General features: G+C 41.3%; 12 protein-coding genes. 9 read left to right on the top strand and 3 right to left on the bottom strand.

Annotated elements, in window-relative coordinates; genetic code table 11:
• Nucleotides 1-148 precede the first annotated feature (148 nt).
• The 3 genes from NSU13_RS02015 (at nucleotide 149) to NSU13_RS02005 (ending at nucleotide 2217) form a co-directional block, all read left to right on the top strand.
• Nucleotides 149-793, top strand: coding sequence for a YitT family protein (locus NSU13_RS02015; RefSeq protein ID WP_046314013.1), 645 nt, complete (start codon nucleotides 149-151; stop codon nucleotides 791-793).
• An 82-nt stretch (nucleotides 794-875) separates the two neighbouring features.
• Nucleotides 876-1463, top strand: coding sequence for a hypothetical protein (locus NSU13_RS02010; protein ID WP_342489801.1), 588 nt, complete (start codon nucleotides 876-878; stop codon nucleotides 1461-1463).
• A 61-nt stretch (nucleotides 1464-1524) separates the two neighbouring features.
• Nucleotides 1525-2217, top strand: coding sequence for a 4'-phosphopantetheinyl transferase superfamily protein (locus NSU13_RS02005; protein WP_176967326.1), 693 nt, complete (start codon nucleotides 1525-1527; stop codon nucleotides 2215-2217).
• On the opposite strand, the gene NSU13_RS02000 is transcribed toward NSU13_RS02005, so the two are convergent.
• Nucleotides 2214-3551 (bottom strand): PLP-dependent aminotransferase family protein, encoded by a 1338-nt coding sequence (locus NSU13_RS02000; RefSeq protein WP_268456382.1) that lies wholly within the window; start codon nucleotides 3549-3551, stop codon nucleotides 2214-2216. The two genes, NSU13_RS02005 and NSU13_RS02000, sit on opposite strands and share 4 nt — an antisense overlap.
• 136 nt (nucleotides 3552-3687) lie before the next feature.
• Here NSU13_RS02000 and NSU13_RS01995 point away from each other — a divergent pair, with 136 nt between their 5' ends.
• The 6 genes from NSU13_RS01995 (at nucleotide 3688) to NSU13_RS01970 (ending at nucleotide 8477) form a co-directional block, all read left to right on the top strand.
• On the top strand, nucleotides 3688-4596 hold the full coding sequence (locus NSU13_RS01995; RefSeq protein ID WP_251027263.1) for a DMT family transporter: 909 nt from the start codon (nucleotides 3688-3690) through the stop codon (nucleotides 4594-4596).
• A 344-nt stretch (nucleotides 4597-4940) separates the two neighbouring features.
• A complete protein-coding gene (locus NSU13_RS01990) occupies nucleotides 4941-5240 on the top strand; it encodes a hypothetical protein (protein WP_024427284.1) in 300 nt (99 codons plus the stop codon).
• Between the two features lie 64 nt (nucleotides 5241-5304).
• Entirely contained in the window at nucleotides 5305-6729 is a 1425-nt protein-coding gene (locus NSU13_RS01985) for a hypothetical protein (RefSeq protein ID WP_342489800.1), read from the top strand.
• A gap of 8 nt (nucleotides 6730-6737) precedes the next feature.
• Nucleotides 6738-7427, top strand: coding sequence for an ABC transporter ATP-binding protein (locus tag NSU13_RS01980; protein WP_065215327.1), 690 nt, complete (start codon nucleotides 6738-6740; stop codon nucleotides 7425-7427).
• Nucleotides 7384-7917 (top strand): stage II sporulation protein M, encoded by a 534-nt coding sequence (locus tag NSU13_RS01975; RefSeq protein WP_061110382.1) that lies wholly within the window; start codon nucleotides 7384-7386, stop codon nucleotides 7915-7917. The genes NSU13_RS01980 and NSU13_RS01975 overlap by 44 nt, the downstream gene beginning before the upstream one ends.
• 20 nt (nucleotides 7918-7937) lie before the next feature.
• Nucleotides 7938-8477: a hypothetical protein gene (locus NSU13_RS01970; RefSeq protein WP_342489799.1), complete on the top strand. Its 540-nt coding sequence runs from the start codon at nucleotides 7938-7940 to the stop codon at nucleotides 8475-8477.
• A gap of 30 nt (nucleotides 8478-8507) precedes the next feature.
• Here NSU13_RS01970 and NSU13_RS01965 read toward each other — a convergent pair whose 3' ends face one another.
• Both NSU13_RS01965 and NSU13_RS01960 read right to left on the bottom strand, forming a co-directional pair.
• On the bottom strand, nucleotides 8508-9248 hold the full coding sequence (locus tag NSU13_RS01965) for an alpha/beta fold hydrolase (RefSeq protein WP_065215329.1): 741 nt from the start codon (nucleotides 9246-9248) through the stop codon (nucleotides 8508-8510).
• 6 nt (nucleotides 9249-9254) lie between these two features.
• Nucleotides 9255-17450, bottom strand: a complete 8196-nt coding sequence (locus NSU13_RS01960; RefSeq protein WP_342489798.1) for an amino acid adenylation domain-containing protein — start codon at nucleotides 17448-17450, stop codon at nucleotides 9255-9257.
• Between the last annotated feature and the right edge of the window lie 2 nt (nucleotides 17451-17452).

Raw genomic sequence — 17452 nt, 5'->3', positions numbered from 1 at the left:
TCTTGCTGCCTGTTTTGATGTTTTGACCCTTACAATTCGACAAAATTCTTTTTTTGAAGTAAGCGATTACAATTGAGCAAAGCCATTTAAAGGGGAGTGAGAGTATGTTACGATGGAAATCGAGTGTTTAAGAAAGAAGGGAATGCTTTTGAAGCGGGAACATCTTTTACGTTGGTTTTTTTATTTTGTTGGATTGATCGTATTAGCTTTTGGACTATCGCTGACAGTGAAAGGGAAGATCCTTGGGATTGGTCCTTGGGACGCTTTCCACTACGGACTGTTTCAGCATTTTGGACTCACGATTGGACAGTGGTCCATCATTATTGGTGCACTCATTGTGACACTGACTTCTGTTTTTACGAAATCATTTCCAAAGGTCGGCGCATTACTGAACATGGTGCTGATTGGCGTGTTTATTGATTTCTTTAATGCGATATTACCTGCGCCACACGGTTATTTTCCGGCCTTATATATATTTATTACAGGTGTTGTTGTTTCTGGATATGGCGTTGGCATTTATGTTTCAGCCAATCTTGGCGCTGGGCCACGGGACTCATTAATGCTGCTCATCTCAGCGAAAACGGGGCTGAACGTGCAGTGGGTGCGAAATGGCATTGAGTTAACAGTGCTTTTATTTGCATGGATGCTCGGTGGACCGATTGGCATTGGAACGATTTTGACTGCGATCTTCACAGGTCTTGTCCTTCGTTTCTCCTTGCCGCAATCAACACGGCTCCTGCAGCTGCTCATTACAAAAACAGCAGAAAAACCTGTTCAAACCCTTACAAGATGAAAGCAAGCCATTCTATAATTAGAATGGCTTTTCTTGTGCTAAAATAAATAAACAGAATATTCACATACTGGAGATGAGACCTATGCAGCTTTTCCACTATCATTACTGGACACCATTTGTTGAAGAGACAGAACAAACATATCGTTCGCTAGGCTTTGAGATTAAAGGCCGTTTCACAAAGGATGGCGCCTATCATCCCCCGCTGACATGGGATGATTTTAGAGAAGAGCAGCCGACTTTTCGAATCATCGAAATGAGAAAAGGACAGATCAATATCACATTTGGCTATAGCAAAAAAGTCCTTTTTGATCACATCGGCTTTCTTGTCTCAGACGAAGAATATGATCAACTGCTTGCACAAGCTAAAGAACTAAACTGGCCAATCCAAGCTGGGGAACGGAGAACGTTTCTTTCGACACCTCTTCGTTTAAGGCTTGAATTACAGCGCCGTACAGATGTCATTGAAACTGGAACCGATGCGCTGCATGCTATGACAATTGCTGTTCCTGATTTGTCACAGACACCTAAAGTCGATCAGCTGCTATCACCTTTGCATCAGCCCATTCACTGGCAAAAAGGAGAACGGCTTTCCCTGCTTGACGTGATCATGACGGATGTTGATGGAGTTGATACAACTGATCCGAATGGTGTTCACATCGTAAATCGTTAATGGACCCTTTTGCACGCCGCTCTCCAATGGTACAATCAATGTAAAAAATTAGAGGTTTGTTATGAAGATATTTGCTATTCAATTACAACACTTAGATGAAATTGATGCACGACAACAAATAGATCGTCTGAAACCCTTTGTTTCAGCTGAAAAGCGTGCTGCCGCTGAACGCTTTCGTTTTTTGATCGATGCAAGAAGAACCTTGTTAGGTGAAGTGCTGGTTCGTCAAACGATCCATGATATGTACGAGCTGCCTATGGACGAGATCGTTTTTGAAACAGAGGGCAATGGCAAACCTGTCGTCCGGCAGCTTTCTTCTTTTCATTTTAATCTTTCTCACTCTGGCGATTGGGTCGTTTGCGCAGTAGATGATGCACCTGTGGGCATTGATATTGAGGAAATCAAGCCTATTGATCTGGCGATTGCCAAACGATTTTTTTCAGCGGATGAGTATCAGGATTTACTCTCACAGCCGGCAGAACGGCAGGAAGCCTATTTCTTTCATCTTTGGTCAATGAAGGAGGCCTTTATCAAGCTGACTGGAAAAGGATTATCCTATGGGCTTTCGTCCTTTACAGCCCGTCTGTCAGAGGATGGACAGGCTGCGTTAACATTACCTGATCATGAAGCGCCTTGCTTTGTTCAAACATACTCACTTGACCCTGCCTACCAAATGGCGGTATGCACACGAAAACCTGCTGCGGCTGAAAGCGTTGAGAGACTCACTTGCAGCGATGTACTGTCCCGCCTTTAATAACGCGTGCTTTGCTGAAATACCGTCTTTAATAGATCGACTCCGCGTGTGATCTGCTCTTCTTTCACCTGCCAAATGTTCAGCTGAAGAATGGGGTCCTTTTGATAGGCCGACAGGTAATAACGGTCAATTGGCTGAATGGAAACAGATGCCTTTTTCAGCTGCTGAATAATCTGGTTCATGGGAATCGACCGGTCGACACGTAAATGTGTATGGGTAGCCGGCTCCTGTTCTCCCAGCTGATAAGCGCTCTGATCATTTTTTAAACTTGCCACGAGCTGCTTGGAGCGGTTTCGATAGGTCGCCCGCATCCTGTCTCTATGCCGCTCAAACATCCCGCTTTTTAAATATATTTCTAAGGCTGCCTGGGACAGCATGGAGCTGTCGATATCAATCAGCCGTTTGTGTTCGCTAAAAGGCCGAATCAGTTCTTCAGGTAAGACGACCGCTCCTGTTCGCAGCCCCGGAAAAATGATTTTAGAAAAGCTTTTCAAATAAATGACCTTTCCAGCCTGATCGTACGAGTAGATCGGGTCTCTTTTTGTGTCGAATTCTAAATCTGCTATATAATCATCCTCAACAATGTAGACATCATATTTCTCAGCAAGGGCTACAATCGCTCTTTTTTCTCGTTTTGATAAACTCGTTCCAAGCGGGTTTTGAAATCTTGGCATCGTATAGAAAAAACGAATCTCCTCTTCTCGAAAGATATGCTCTAATTCGATAAGATCGATCCCTTTTTCCGTCCGCTGAATTCCGCGCACAGGCAATTGATTTTTCTCTAAATATTGGAGATATAAGTGATAACCCGGCTGTTCGACTAGTATGGTTTGTTTTCCATTCGGAAAAGGAATGGTGCTTAAAATGGATAAAGCGAGCTGAATACCAGAGGTCATGACGATCTGTTCTGGATGAGCAAACACTTGATAATCCATTAATCGCTTTGAAATGACTGGCAGCAGCGATGGTAAGCCGTTGGCTGTGCCGTAAATAAATAAGTCATTTTGATATAAATCGATCGCTTGGTTGATGCAGTGCTGGAAATCGACATATGGAAACACAACGGGATCAGGTGCAGATGAAGCAAAATCAATCCATGTGCCGTCCTGCTTGCCTGCTCGCTGCTTCGTTTTCACGACATAATAACCGCTTCTTTCTACAGAATACAGCAGATGTTCACGCTCCAATGTATCCAGCGCCTTGATGACAGTGCTTTTACTCACTGCATATTGAGCCGCTAAGTGGCGAATGGATGGAATTTTCATCCCAGCACTGTACTCACCAGAATCCATTTTTTCTTTTAAGCTCAAGACAAGCTGATCATATTTCCTCACACCTTTTCCTCCTTGTACCGGTACAGATATCACGTTCTCTTATTGTACACGTTAGATGATCCGATTACGATAGAAGAACAGAACCGGTCAATTCATTTGAAGCATGCATGCTCATGTAAGGAGTCACGTTGTGAATATGTCAAAACAAAAAGCGTATGCTGCTGCGATCGCATACGCCTCTATCATTGGTTTTTCCTTTTTGTTTGTCAAAATAGCATTAGAATCAGCAAACCCAATCGATTTATTGGCACACCGCTTTACCGTTTCTTTTGCAGCCGCTCTATTGCTGTATCCGTTTCTACGGAAAAAGTATCGCATATCCATTCAATGGCGTGATCTCATTTATATCGTACCGTTTTCCTTGCTTTATCCTGTTTTGTTCTTTGCTTTTCAAGTGTGGGGATTGATGTATACATCTTCTTCAGAGGCTGGCATCATTCAAGCGACGATTCCCATTCTGACGATGCTGCTGGCAGCCTGGTTTTTAAAGGAACGTGCGACATGGATACAAGTGCTGTTTACCTTTCTTTCTGTGTGCGGGGTGATGCTTCTCTTTGTCATGAAGGGAATTGATGTCAAGCATTCTCACTTCATCGGCTATGTGCTGATTTTACTTTCAGCCCTGTCATCCAGTGCATATAGTGTGTTTGCCAGAGTGATTACAAAACGATTCCATGTGATCGAACTCACCTTTGTGATGACCTTCTTTGGCTTTGTCTTTTTCAATGCCGCCGCGCTTACCCGGCATTCGATCAATGGGTCATTGCCGGAGTTTTTCAGTCCATTTACAGAAGCATCCTTTGTATGGTCGATGCTCTTTTTAGGTATTCTTTCATCTCTTCTTACCGCATATTTATCAAACTATGCACTCTCACAACTAGAAGCGGCAAAGGTCAGCATCTTTAACAATTTATCCGCGTTTATCACGGTCGCCGCCGGGGTTCTCATTTTACACGAAACGATTGATTGGTATCATCTCATCGGAGGGGTGCTGGTCATTGGCGGGGTGATTGGCGGGAATGTGGTGAAGAAACAGCATTCATAAGTAAAAGCGGCCTCATTAATGAGGCCGCTTTTCTTATGTCTTATTAATTGTTGATTGTCTTGTATAAGCATCTTTTTTCGTCCAAATTAAATATCATATTTAATATAATAAGTGATTTCACCTTGTATTTCATAGCTAGTTACTCAAGTAATGTCATTATCAATATAAAAAATACGATTTAGGAGCTATTAATTCTCGAGTAATTTTACTACCCTTTCTCATTCCATCAAAATACTACTAAATCTTTCGTTACAGAGAAATAAAATACAGTATAAAAAACCCATTTATTAAATATCCTTTTTTTGTATAATATGGGCATATAAGCAAGGGAGGGGGTGTTCATTATGGAATTGAGTTTAAAAAATAGATTTTTTGCAATTGTAGGCTTGAGTCTTATTTTCACTCTAACTCTAACAACTATGATTTTATTGACTCTTGAACCAGTTACACCTTTTGCAAATCTAGTAGCAAACTATCCTCAAATACCTGGCTGGGCTATAACTTCTGTTAGTGCAATTCTAAATGCAGCAGGTACAGTGGGTGCTGTTGCTGCTGTCTTAGGTACTTTTGGACTTGGTGCTATTGCTTCATTGGTCATTAGTTATGCTAGAAAATACGGAGTGAAATACGCTATTTCTTTCTAAAAAAGATTTAATAGAGAAGGTGTAACAGCCTTCTCTATACACCTTTAAAATGGAAGTGTTGTAAATGCATAAATATTTAACATATACAAAAATCTTGTTAATCAATGATTTAAGAAGACATCATCGGAAAGATGCTCTCATTTTTGTATTTTTTGCTTTTTTATACATAATAACACCACTATTACTAGGTATATTAACTCCTTTTTTCTTTAAGGATTTATCAATAATTTATTTATCGCTGTTTATATTTATGTTTACAGTTAATATTGATAAGAGTTTGATGAGAATACTTTTCTCCTCTGATAAAAAACAGATGGCTATTTTAAAAGTTCATCTAGATCAATATATTTTCGGCAAAGATATGAGTAAGTTTTTCAGCACTATTGTGGGTGTATTATTCTTCATTTTAGGGTCTTACTTAGCAAATTTAATTATAAATGGGTACGAGGGAGCTTTTACAATAGCAGCTCTGGCCGCCACTTCTTTTATTTTTGGTTACTTACTTAGATTACACGTCTTGTTGCTACTTTCTAATCCAAAGTTTTTCTCAATTTCATCGAGCATTGGTTATATAACTACAGGCCTCATTGCTCTATGGGTATTCACTGTATTTAGATTCAATTTATTAACAAATTCTTTATCTAGTTATTCAATATATTTTATTTTAATCTTCACATTCATTAGTTTATTGTTATTGATGAATTGGAAGAGAAATGTTCGTAATGTACCAATTTTTAATTCCCAAAAAGAATTAAAAGAAAAACGAACAAGAACATCTAGAGAGTTTAATCATATTTTGTTTTATGAAATTACACTTCTCATGAGAAATCCTCCTATTCAATGGTCAGTATTATTATTTATATTAACATTATCTGGGGGGTTATTTGGTCTCATTCTTTATGGTGTTAATACAAATCAACTTGAAACATTGAATATAGAAAATGATTTTTTATTTATTTTTAGTGTAATTTTTCCAATGATTATTATATCGAATGCCATACAACCATATGTCTCTTTTGATATTGATGGCCCCATTCTTCCTTTGAAACAGAATCTACCTAACTTAGTGAAAAATAAAATTAAAAATAAGATTATTTTATCTATTATATTACACTTGTTTTTTTGTATTTTATATATCATTTTTTCAAGCTTTGTATTAAAACTAGATCAGCCTTTTTACGTGATGATTACTTTAATAAACACTTGCATTCTCGTCAGTATTTGTACTGTCGGTTCTACTGTTGTATTTCCTTATTTTAATTGGGAATTTGTTTATCAAGTTCCAAGTTCTCTTAGTAAATTGACTTTAAATATTTGTTATGGTTTCATTCTAGCTTTATCAGTGATTTCCTCATACAGCACAGTATATTTCATTTTAACAAATTCTGTTATGGCTGCTTGTTCATTCATCATTTTATTTTTAATGATTAAATTTTGGGATAGAACAATCAATAAAAACTACAAATCATTTAAAACATTATTTGAGTGAGGGATTGTATGTTATCAATTCATGGTCTAATTAAAGAATACAAAGAGTCTAACTTTAAAGTTATGATCCCTGAGATGCATTTCCAAGAGGGTAGAATAATCGGACTATTAGGTAAAAATGGTGCTGGAAAAACGACTATTTTAGAAATGGTAGCTGGATTAATAAATCCTGATGAAGGTCAAATATTAATAAATCATAAAAAGCAAAATTTTTCTTCTGTCGGATATATGGAAGACGATCCAACTCTATTTGAAAACTTAACCTGTTTTGAACTTGTAAAATATCAATCTATGCTTGTAGAAGAACCTTTAGAAAATGGACAAATCAAGGATTTATTGAGCAAATATGGATTAGAAGAGCAAATTCACCGCCGTTCCTCTGCTCTTTCAAGAGGCATGAGACAAAGAATGTCTTTTATTTTAACAATATTACATCATCCAAACATTATTTTATTAGATGAGCCATTTACAGGTCTTGATCCTACAAACATGGCTGACATGAAAAAACATTTAAGAAATTTCAGAGATGCCAACAAAATCATTTTGCTCTCCACACATATCATTCAATTTGCTGCAGACTTATGTGATGAAATCCTTTTTATTGATAATGGTAGTATTATTCACTCAGAAAAAAAATCTTCAGGAGTGACTTTTCATGAAGATCAACTCGAAAAGAAATTTTTTGAAAAATTATCTTAAAAATTTTTCAGTTTTTATCATACTATTTTTAGGAGGTTTTAGTTTAAGTATTTTTGCTTCAACATTTATAGATAGTATAGATTTTAAAAACAACATTGAGATTCATAGCTATCTAGAAATTTTTTTAAATAACCTTTTTGTGTCACTCCTAATATTAATATCTGGAATAGTTAGTTTAGGTTTGTTATCTAGCATGATTATTTTTCTAAATGGTTTTTTCCTAGGTGCATTTTTTATATCGTATACCTATATATATGGAATTGATATAGCATTATACTATATTATTTTCCACGCTCCGATGGAGATTGTCGGTTTGTTCCTTTTTTATTTTGTCTCTTTTGATATATCAAGACAGATTATAGGATATATCATATCTAAAAACAAAATTTCATTTAAAACAAAAGGGAAAATCTATGCTAGTCAGCTTATAACCGGCGTTTTCTTATTATTTATTGCTTCGATGATTGAATTTTATTTTATAAAAATTTGATATTGTTAAAGGGTGCTATTATGAAAAAACACATTTTATTAGTATGTATGCTTTCTGGTATAATAGCTTTCATCCTTTCTATAATAAAAATGGATGAAATAAACAAAAACCTACTGGAACTACAACTTGATGGGAATCAAGATGTAATTGAAATTAGTAAGTGGATAGGTATTTCACTTGCTGTGATTGGAGAAATATTCAAGCCAATGGTTGAGGTTTTATTTTTTTCATTAGTCATTTTTTTAAGTTTTATCATTTTCGGAATAAAAGATTCCTATAAAAATATTTTTAAAAAAGGGATATTAGCTTACTATTACATTTTGCTAGGCAACTTGATTGTTATTATTTTATACCTACTAAAAGTATCTAATGCTGAACGAACGATTACACTTCCATTTTTATGGAACATCAATATTTTCGTCATAGTATCATTTAGTGTGTGGTGCTATTCTTACGTAAAAAATCAAGAAAATAGAAGCTATAAATTTTTCATTCCTTTCGTTTTATTATTCTTATTTTCATTAGCCATATCAGCGTTTTCAAGTATGATTCCTCAGTAAAAAACGACCCTATTGATGGGTCGTTTTTTCTTAATTGTTGATCAATTGCTGCTTGGCTGTAAGCTCAATGACATGTCTCATCTCTTCTGCAAATTGCTCAAGGTGTGTGTTGATATACATGTGGCCTCCATCGAAATTAGTGCGCTCGATGGTTTTTGCCCATTTTAGCCAGCCGCTTGCATCCTGCATGCATTTCTCATCTTGCTTCCCATTGAATAAATAAACAGGTGTGTCGATGATCGATTGATCTGTGTGCTGGAAGGTTTCCAGTGCCCGGTAGTCTGCACGTAAGGACGGTGTAAAGTAATCCATCATTGGTTTGTTCTCTAGTAATTCCTTTGGAATCCCGCCCATTTCGGCAATATGCTGTACAAATGCTTCGTTGGATAAATGCGTCAGCATCTGCCGTTTTGTTTGCGGGGGCTGAATGGCTGAGATCACCACTGCTGCAGGATAAATTCCTTCCTTTTCTAGCAGCTGGGTTAGTCTGTATACCACAAGCCCACCCATTGAATGTCCGAACAGAATAAATGGGCGGTTCAATTTGTTCGTGAGTCCTTCTTTGTACAGCTCTGCCAGCCGGTCAATGCTTGATTCAAGCGGCATGAGATTGGTGCCGTGCCCTGGGGGCTCTGCTGCTGTGATTTCGGCCACGTCTTTTAGCTGTTCAAAGAGCGGACGGTATGAGGCGGAATATCCGCCGGCAAAAGGAAAACAAATAAGCTGAATGAGATCTGATTTTTTTTCAAAGGTTTTCAATAACTGATTCATACGTCTTTACCCCTTTATAATCGTTTGAAGAATCCGTGCCAGTTCATCTGCCTGCGGTCTTTTCATCATGGTGACATGGTCGCCTTTGATGTGGTAATACGAGCACGACTCTTTCGTATAAGCCTCCCAGTCTGCGAACTTCTTCTGGAAATCGCTTGCGTGATCACTGCTTTGGACAATATAAAATGGCACAGGGAATGGTTCTTTTTCTAATTCAATGGCTTGTGACATGATCGTATTATGCGTTTGCATTTGCAAATATTTATCTAAATATTGATCATTCATGAATTGATGAACAACTTCATCCTTTTCTGCCTCTTTGAGAATTTTCTGCTTCACTTCTTGGAAGGTCAATCCTTGTAAAGCTTCTGGCTGAATGCCGACCAGATTCCCCATTCCAAGGACAAGCGCGAGCATTTTCACTTCTTCTTCGTTCATATCGGCATGAAGTGCCTGATCTGCCTCATCTCTTAGCACTGGCACCGTATCTAAAATGATGAGCCCTTTCGGTGCTTTCCCTGCATGGCAGAGCCGCTGATTCATTCCGTAGGCAAGATGCCCGCCCATTGAATGCCCTGCGAGATAGTCAATCCCCGGACGGTAGAACGTCTCAATAGCTTCAATAAAAAGGGTTACAAGCTCCGTGTAATGGAGGAATTGCGGCTCTTCATCCTCATATAGGCCAGGAGACTGCAAGGCATACACAGCACCTTGATGTGTCATGAGCTTAGTAACATCAATATAGCCCATCACCGTTCCACCAGCAGGCGGTGCAAAGAATATTCTCGGTTCGGCTGGATCGCCTTTTTTCAGCTCGATCACGTAGTCCTTCGGAGACCTTTCGACGTTCTCAGCGGCTTCTGGCACTGCGTCCAAATGTGCGGCTAATTGCGCAGGCGCCGGGTGCATGAAAATCCATTTTGGATCAACTCGAACACCTTTTTCTTTTAATTTGGCCACAGCCTGAATACTCATAATGGAATCGCCGCCCAAATCAAAGAAGGAGTCATACATACCTACTTGCTTCACACCAAGCACTTTCTTGAAAGCGGCGACAATCCGCTCTTCCGTTTCGGTGACCGGTTTGTCGTCATCATGTGAAAGGGTGATTGTTTCTGTTGGCTCTGGCAGTGCTTTTTGATCAACCTTCCCGTTCGTTGTCACCGGCATTTCATCCAGTACGACAAAGTAACTTGGAATCATATAGCCTGGCAGGCTTTCCTGCAAAAAGGCTTTCCAGCTCGGAACAGGGTTTTCTCCATCTGTCACAAGGTAGGCCGCCAGCCGTTTTGAGCTGCCATACGTTTTGGCGATGACTGTACATTCTTTGATTTGTGGATGCTTGAGCAGGGCTGTCTCAATTTCTCCGCATTCAATACGGTAGCCTCTAATTTTCACCAGGTGATCCTTTCGGCCGAGATATTCAATGGTGCCATCTGACCGCCATGTACCAAGGTCGCCTGAACGATACAGCTTGTCTCCCTTTAGTTCAGGAAAAGGATTGTCAATAAACCGCTCCTTTGTCTGCTTTGGATCATGAAGGTAGCCTTTCGCAAGGCCGGTTCCGCCGATATAAATTTCTCCTTTGACGCCTGCTGGTACTGGATTGAGCGCTTCGTCTAGTATGACAACAGTTGAGTTCGACACCGGCACACCAATTGGAACTGATTTTGCGCCTGCTGGCACGTGTGTGACTTGATGTGTTGTGGCTAATGTCGTGTTTTCTGTTGGACCGTAAGCATTGACAAGCACACCTTCCATATGCGGCAGTGCCTTTCGTGCATGCTCACTAGACATGGCTTCCCCGCCAACGAGTAATGTGCGGTAGCCTGCCACACTTTTTGGATCGTGCTCCACCAGTCGATTAAATAAAGTGGTTGGCAGACAGTTGGCTGTCACTTGATACGTTTTGATGAATTGCGTTAATTCTTCCATATTCAGTGCTGCATATTTTGGGAGCAGAATCAGCTGACCGCCATTCAGCAGCATTCCCCATAATTCAAATGTAAAGGCATCAAAAGCATAGTTTGAGAGCTGTAGCATTTTGTCATCTGGACCGAGCTTGATATAGTTTGTTTCTCTAACCAAGCGGACAACTCCTGCATGAGGGAGCATCACGCCTTTTGGTGTACCTGTTGAGCCTGATGTGTAGTTGACATAGGCTATCTGGTCTTCACCTATGATGGATGCTTCTCTTTGATACACTGCATTTGTTTCTGGTATTGGCTTGTCCATGTCAATCTTTGTACCTGTAAAGTCTACTAGACGATCTGCAAGATGAGACTGAGTGATGATCACATCGCTTTGCGTATCACGAACGATGAGACGGATGCGTGCATCAGGATATTCAGGTGACATCGGAACATATGCAGCACCAGATTTGATGATTCCTAGTACCGACACAATCATGTCAAAGGAGCGATCAAATAGCATCGGTACAAGGGATCCTGGTCCAATTCCTTTTGACTGCAAGTAAGCAGCAAGCTTTGTCGCCTTCTTATCCAAGGCTTCATACGTCATGTGTTCATCCATATAGGACAAGGCAATACGATAAGGATCACGCTTCACCTGTTCTTCAAACAATTCTTGAAGCGTCCGCTTTGGATATGGCGTATCTGTTTGATTTTTTCCTAGAATCATGGCCGCCTGTTCTACTTTGTCCATTAAGCAATAATCAGCAAATGTTCGCTCAGGCTGTGCCGTCATGCCATCTAGCACATGGAGATAATAGTTCATATAACGATGAATGGTCTCTTGATCAAATAAATCCGTATTGTATTCCACATGAATCGACAGCTGCTCTTCCTGTTCAAATATATGAAGGGTGAGATCAAATTTAGATACTGTATGATGGACCATCACATGTTCACTTGTCAGCCCTTTAAGGTTTACATCGAGCGAATCGGTGACATACCCCATAGCCGCCTGAAAAATAGGTGACCGGCTTAAATCTCGATCTAACGAAAGGTCATCGACAAGCTTGTCAAATGGATAATGCTGATGCTCAAACGCTTTTAACGTCATCTCTTTCACGTTTTCCAAGAGATCAGCGAACGTCTCTGCTGTTGAGACGTCCTGTCTCAGCGCAAGTGTATTCACAAACATCCCAACAAGCTTCTCTGATTGCTTGGCATCCCGGCCCGCGATAGGCGATCCAATGATGATATCCGTCTGTCCGGACAGCTTGTGAAGCAGGACGTAGTACGCGGACAGCATCGTCATGAACAAGGTCGTGCCCTGCTTTTTGGACAAAGCCTGCAAGCGTCGGATAAGCGGTTCATCCAGTACAATTTGCTCTGTAGCACCGTTAAATGTTTGAACCGGCGGACGAGGACGGTCAAACGGCAGCTCCAGCACTGGAAGTTCACCTTGTAACGTATTGAGCCAATAGGTTTGGTCTTTTTGATGATGCTTTAATTGTTCATTCTCCCAATGTACATAGTCTGTCCATTCGATTTCTAAGGCTGGGAGCTGCGGCGTTTCATCTGCAAGCAGTGCGTCATATGCCACTTCTAATTCCTGAATGAGCAGGCTGAGTGACCATGCATCTGAAATGATGTGGTGCTGCGCGCAAAGGAGATAATACTCCTCCTTGCCCATATCTACTATCGTCCACTGCGCAAGAGGCCCTCTTTCTAAATCATAGACACGTTCTGCCTCTTGCTGAATGAGCTGCTTGAGTCTTCTCGCTCTTGTTTTTTCATTAAATAACGAGAAATTTGCCACTGTCACAGATGGCGGAAGGTCTTCACGAATGAGTTGAACCGGCTTGCCGCCAAGTGATTTAAATACTGCCCGAAGTGCTTCATGCCGTTTTGTTAAAAGACCAATCGCTTTTGTTAATGCTTGAATGTGTAATGGTCCTGTCAGCTTCCAAGCACCTAATATATTGTAATGATGGCTCTTTTCTAATGTGGATAAGAACCAAATACGCTTCTGAGCATGAGACAGTTCATAGCTTGTTTGCTTTTCAAGCTTTGGAATTTCAGCCTCCTGAACGGCTGGCGCCCCTTTGATGTCATCAACCATTTGCGCAAGATGTGCCAGATGTTTGCTTTCAAATAATATTTTTAAAGGCGCCTTCATTGAAAATACATGATTGATCCGGGAAATGGTTTGAGTCGCTTTTAGTGAATGTCCGCCAAGGTCGAAGAATTGATCCTCTTTGTACACGCGATCTACATCTAAAATGTCCTGCCATATGGCGGCAAGAACCTGCTCTGTCTTCGTTTCTGGTAATTGCTTTTCAAGACTTTGTCCATTTTTGTGATGATTCAGTTTGAGGGCTTCATGATCAATAAAGCCATCTTGTTTTTTCGGTATTTCCTGTACTTGCTGAATGTCCCATTTGCCTGCTGCGGCGCTCGTGATCTCTTCAACATGCACTTCTTTGCCAGGCTGAACGGTGTAAAAAAGCTTTTTCTCAAAGACCGGTATTGGAGCTGGCTGAAGATACCCGGCGATGTCTGGGTTTGCTCCGTCCAGACCAATAAATAGATGCGCTTCATTGAGCCGGACACCTAAACATAATGAATGGAGACCTTGTTTCTTTCCAATCAATTGAAATCCCTTGCGAACGGTGAGAGCTGCTCCGGTATGCCCCTTAGACAAACCGAGATTATCCCACATACTGAAGTTCAAAGAGATTGCTCGTCTTCCTTCTTGAAAGGTGAGAGCGTGCGCGAGTCCATCTAAAAAGCTGTTGGCCGCAGAGTATGCCCCAAATGTTGTGCCGCCAAAAAAGCCATTGACCGATCCAAAAAAGACAAACGGTACTGTCGGATCATACTTAAAGGCTTCCTGCAGGACCCATGCCCCGTCTGCTTTCCCTGACATTTCTTTTGTGAAATCCTCTTCTGACGTATGAGCCAGTGTATACTTGTCCGCCTGCTGAAAATGCTCAGACACATTACCAGCACCGGCCAAATGCAGCACACCCCGGATCGATTGTCCAAAATGCTTTTCTGCTTGATAAATCGCCTGTTCGACGTCACGTAAGTTGGTCACATCTGCTTGGATATAAATGACGTCACCAACATCTTTTAGCTGTGAGAAGGCTTCTTTCTTTTCCAAGCTGTCTTCCAGAGATGTCCGTCCAATCAATACGAGCTTTAAGCCAAATTGGAGCATCTGCTTAGACAGCTCAAACCCAATTCCGCCAAGTCCTCCAGTCAATAAATAAAGACCTTCATATTCTAAAAATCCTCCTGTTTGAGGCGCTTCAATCATATTGACTTTTTCCAGCTTTGGTACGAATCTGTCCCCATTTCGGTAAGAAACCTCTGCTTTTATATGAATCGCAGACAATTCTTCCGCAATATGCTTGGCATCCTGTTCTACATCCTCCGCTTCAATATCAAGATGAGACACCTCTGCTCCTTCCCATTCTTGCGGAATGGTTTTTAGCAGACCGACAAGCGTCGTTTTCTCCACATGAAGATCGTCTCCAGGCTTCACAAATTGACCGCCTTTTGTCACAACGACAAGACGGATGGGCTCTTTATTTGCTTGTCGCAATGCTTGATACAAGTACAAAATGGATTGACCCGTGCTGGCATGCAGCTCTTTGAACTGCGCAGGATCCACGATGTCTTCTTTGCCTGACACATTCCACAGATGGAGCATGCGCCCGGTCTTTAGTTCATCTGCTTCAAGTGCGGCAACGAGCCTGACGTAATCCCCCTTGATTCTCGGATTTATCTGGTACATCCCTTTGGACAGACGCAAAAATTCATGCCCTTTTCTCACAGAAATATATGGCTGTTTCTTTTGCTCAAATTGTGCGTAAAGCGATTGATAAAGTCCTTTTTCATCCTCGAAAACGAGAACATGGTCAGCAAAAGGCTGAGTTGGACCGATATGCTCCTTAGCCCAAATGCGTTTGAAAAACCAGTCTGGGAGTGTTTGTTCATTTTCAGAAGCAAGATCCAGTGCCTGTTCAATGTCACGGAATGCTCCATCTTTTAGTGCTGCGCCTAACTGGGCACGCTGGATTTTCCCACTCTCCGTTTTTGGAAATTGGTCTTTTTTCACCGGAATGATGTGATCGGGCTCTATTCCGATTTTTCGAATGATGGCCTCTCTCATCTGTTGAATTATCGTGATTTGTTCCTCTATTGAATCCCTTTGTGAGACAAAAAAGACGGCAAGCGTGTCATTGCTTGATTCGGGATTATAAATGCCGTACGCAGCGGCAAAGGTGACTTCAACCCCGTCCACCTCTTCAACAACCGCTTCAATTTCGTAATTCAAATAGTTAGCGCCGTTGATAACAATGATGTCTTTTTCTCGACCTGTCAGAACGAGACGCCCTTCATGAATAAAACCTAAATCCCCTGTGTGAAACCAGCCGTTTTCCGCAAAAACTTCTTGATTGGCTTCTTCATTTTGATAGTAGCCCATCATAATTGTTGGACTCTTCACTTGCAAGCGCCCAACCTGATCTTCTGGCAGCACCTCGTGATGCTCATCTACAATTCGAATCCATACAGAAGGAATCGGCGTGCCGACTTCTGTAAACGTCATCTTGTTCGGATGATCGTGCGTCACATATTCGATCTCACTTGTTAACGAGGTCTGATCGATCGTCAGCTGTCCATCCTGTTCACTGTTCCGCATAAATTTCTTTGACTGAACAATGGCTGAGGATGTTTCTGACATGCCGTAAGCAGGTACCATCGCATGACGGCTTAATCCGTGCTGACTCATGATATGCATGAAGCGCTGCGTGACTTTCGGAACAACCGCTTCGGCTGCATTCATGATATAAGTCAGAGTAGACAGGTCCCAGCTCCCCTTACGAATGTCGTCCTCATATTCATTCATCATGGCAAAAGCAAAGTTTGGGGCCCATGTTCTTGTGACACCGTATGTTTCTACCCAATCCAGCCACACCATCGGCCGCTCGATAAATTGATCGATGGATGGACTAATCTGCTGGCAGCCAAGGTAGACGTCATGTACATGAAACATGACAATTCCACCAACATGATCAAGCGGCATCCAGTTAAGCGACACATCCTCATGTGTAAAGCCGTTTACCTGCTCAAAAGCAATAATTCTAGATAAAATGCTTTGATGATGATGACGGATACACTTTGGAACACCCGTACTTCCTGAAGACAGGAGCTGCAGCACAGGCTCATCCGGCTCCGGCTCATAATGCTGTTCATCTGGTTCATACGCCAGCAATGCTTCAATTGTTAAGATAGGCATGACCTTTGCTTCAAATGTCTCGCGCAGCCCAGCAATGTCCTCAGCACTTGCTTCATTCGTAATAATGAAAGGTTCATTTTGCAGCTGAAACACGCCCTTCAGCTTATTCACACCTTGATTCATTTCATCATAAACAGGAGGCACAGAGACCGGGGTCGGAATGATTCCTCCGAGAATACAGCCCCAGAATACCGTGATAAAATCTTGATGATCTTTCAATTGAAGTAACACTTGATCGCCGTTTGTCAGTCCTGCTGCCCTTAAACCAGACAGAACCCGTTCAGCGCTTGTTAGTAATTCAGGATAGGTTTGGGTCAACGTACGCCCGTCTTCTTTCATATAGGTCACCCCGCGGTCTGGTGACATAAAGGCTGATCGAATCAGCACCTCTGTCAGTGTGACAGGTGTGCCTGGTTTTTTGATCACATCTCCGCCATACACAAGTGCGGGCGGCTTCTCATGGACAGATGATGGTTTTGTTTCGCTCGCTTCACTTTTCGAAAGCGGTACATTCCCTTGGGTACGCTGTCGATCAGGAAACAGATCATCTAAGTGATAGGGCGTTCGTTTTTCTGGCTGACTTTCAATGAAAGCAGCCGCTTCCTCTACACCATCTATAGCTTTGGTGCGCTCTTCTATCTTTCTTAATTCCTCTTGATCTATGATTTCAATTGAAAGCAGTGCCTCTTTGTCGACTGCTCCACTTTCTGTCTTTGGCAAAGAAGGTAATAAGACGAGAGCGGCTGGCACTTCATGAGGATGAAGCGGACCTTTCATCAGATCCTCTCTTGTCAGCGAAGGGTCCTTCGCCTGTGCAAATAGCACAAGCGATAGACTGCCTTCTTGATTTTTCTTCGGAATGATTGCACATTCCTTAAGCGGAAAATGAAGCATCATGACTTGCTCTAATGCTTTGAGATCCATTCGTTTTCCGTTGATTCTGACGATATGATTTGCTGCATGTCCTTTTCGTCTACTTACTAACATCG

It is taken from the genome of Bacillus sp. FSL M8-0049, from assembly GCF_038593355.1.
Classification (GTDB): domain Bacteria; phylum Bacillota; class Bacilli; order Bacillales; family Bacillaceae; genus Bacillus; species Bacillus safensis.
The sequence above is the reverse complement of the archived record's forward strand: the minus strand, read 5'-3'. Positions and strand labels throughout refer to the sequence as shown.

Bases quoted from the DNA above. Each gene is read 5' to 3' on its own strand.
- NSU13_RS02010 (WP_342489801.1), top strand. From the start codon at position 876: ATGCAGCTTTTCCACTATCATTACTGGACACCATTTGTTGAAGAGACA.
- NSU13_RS02005 (WP_176967326.1), top strand. From the start codon at position 1,525: ATGAAGATATTTGCTATTCAATTACAACACTTAGATGAAATTGATGCA.
- NSU13_RS01995 (WP_251027263.1), top strand. From the start codon at position 3,688: ATGTCAAAACAAAAAGCGTATGCTGCTGCGATCGCATACGCCTCTATC.
- NSU13_RS01990 (WP_024427284.1), top strand. From the start codon at position 4,941: ATGGAATTGAGTTTAAAAAATAGATTTTTTGCAATTGTAGGCTTGAGT.
- NSU13_RS01985 (WP_342489800.1), top strand. From the start codon at position 5,305: ATGCATAAATATTTAACATATACAAAAATCTTGTTAATCAATGATTTA.
- NSU13_RS01980 (WP_065215327.1), top strand. From the start codon at position 6,738: ATGTTATCAATTCATGGTCTAATTAAAGAATACAAAGAGTCTAACTTT.
- NSU13_RS01975 (WP_061110382.1), top strand. From the start codon at position 7,384: ATGAAGATCAACTCGAAAAGAAATTTTTTGAAAAATTATCTTAAAAAT.
- NSU13_RS01970 (WP_342489799.1), top strand. From the start codon at position 7,938: ATGAAAAAACACATTTTATTAGTATGTATGCTTTCTGGTATAATAGCT.
- NSU13_RS01965 (WP_065215329.1), bottom strand. From the start codon at position 9,248: ATGAATCAGTTATTGAAAACCTTTGAAAAAAAATCAGATCTCATTCAG.
- NSU13_RS01960 (WP_342489798.1), bottom strand. From the start codon at position 17,450: ATGTTAGTAAGTAGACGAAAAGGACATGCAGCAAATCATATCGTCAGA.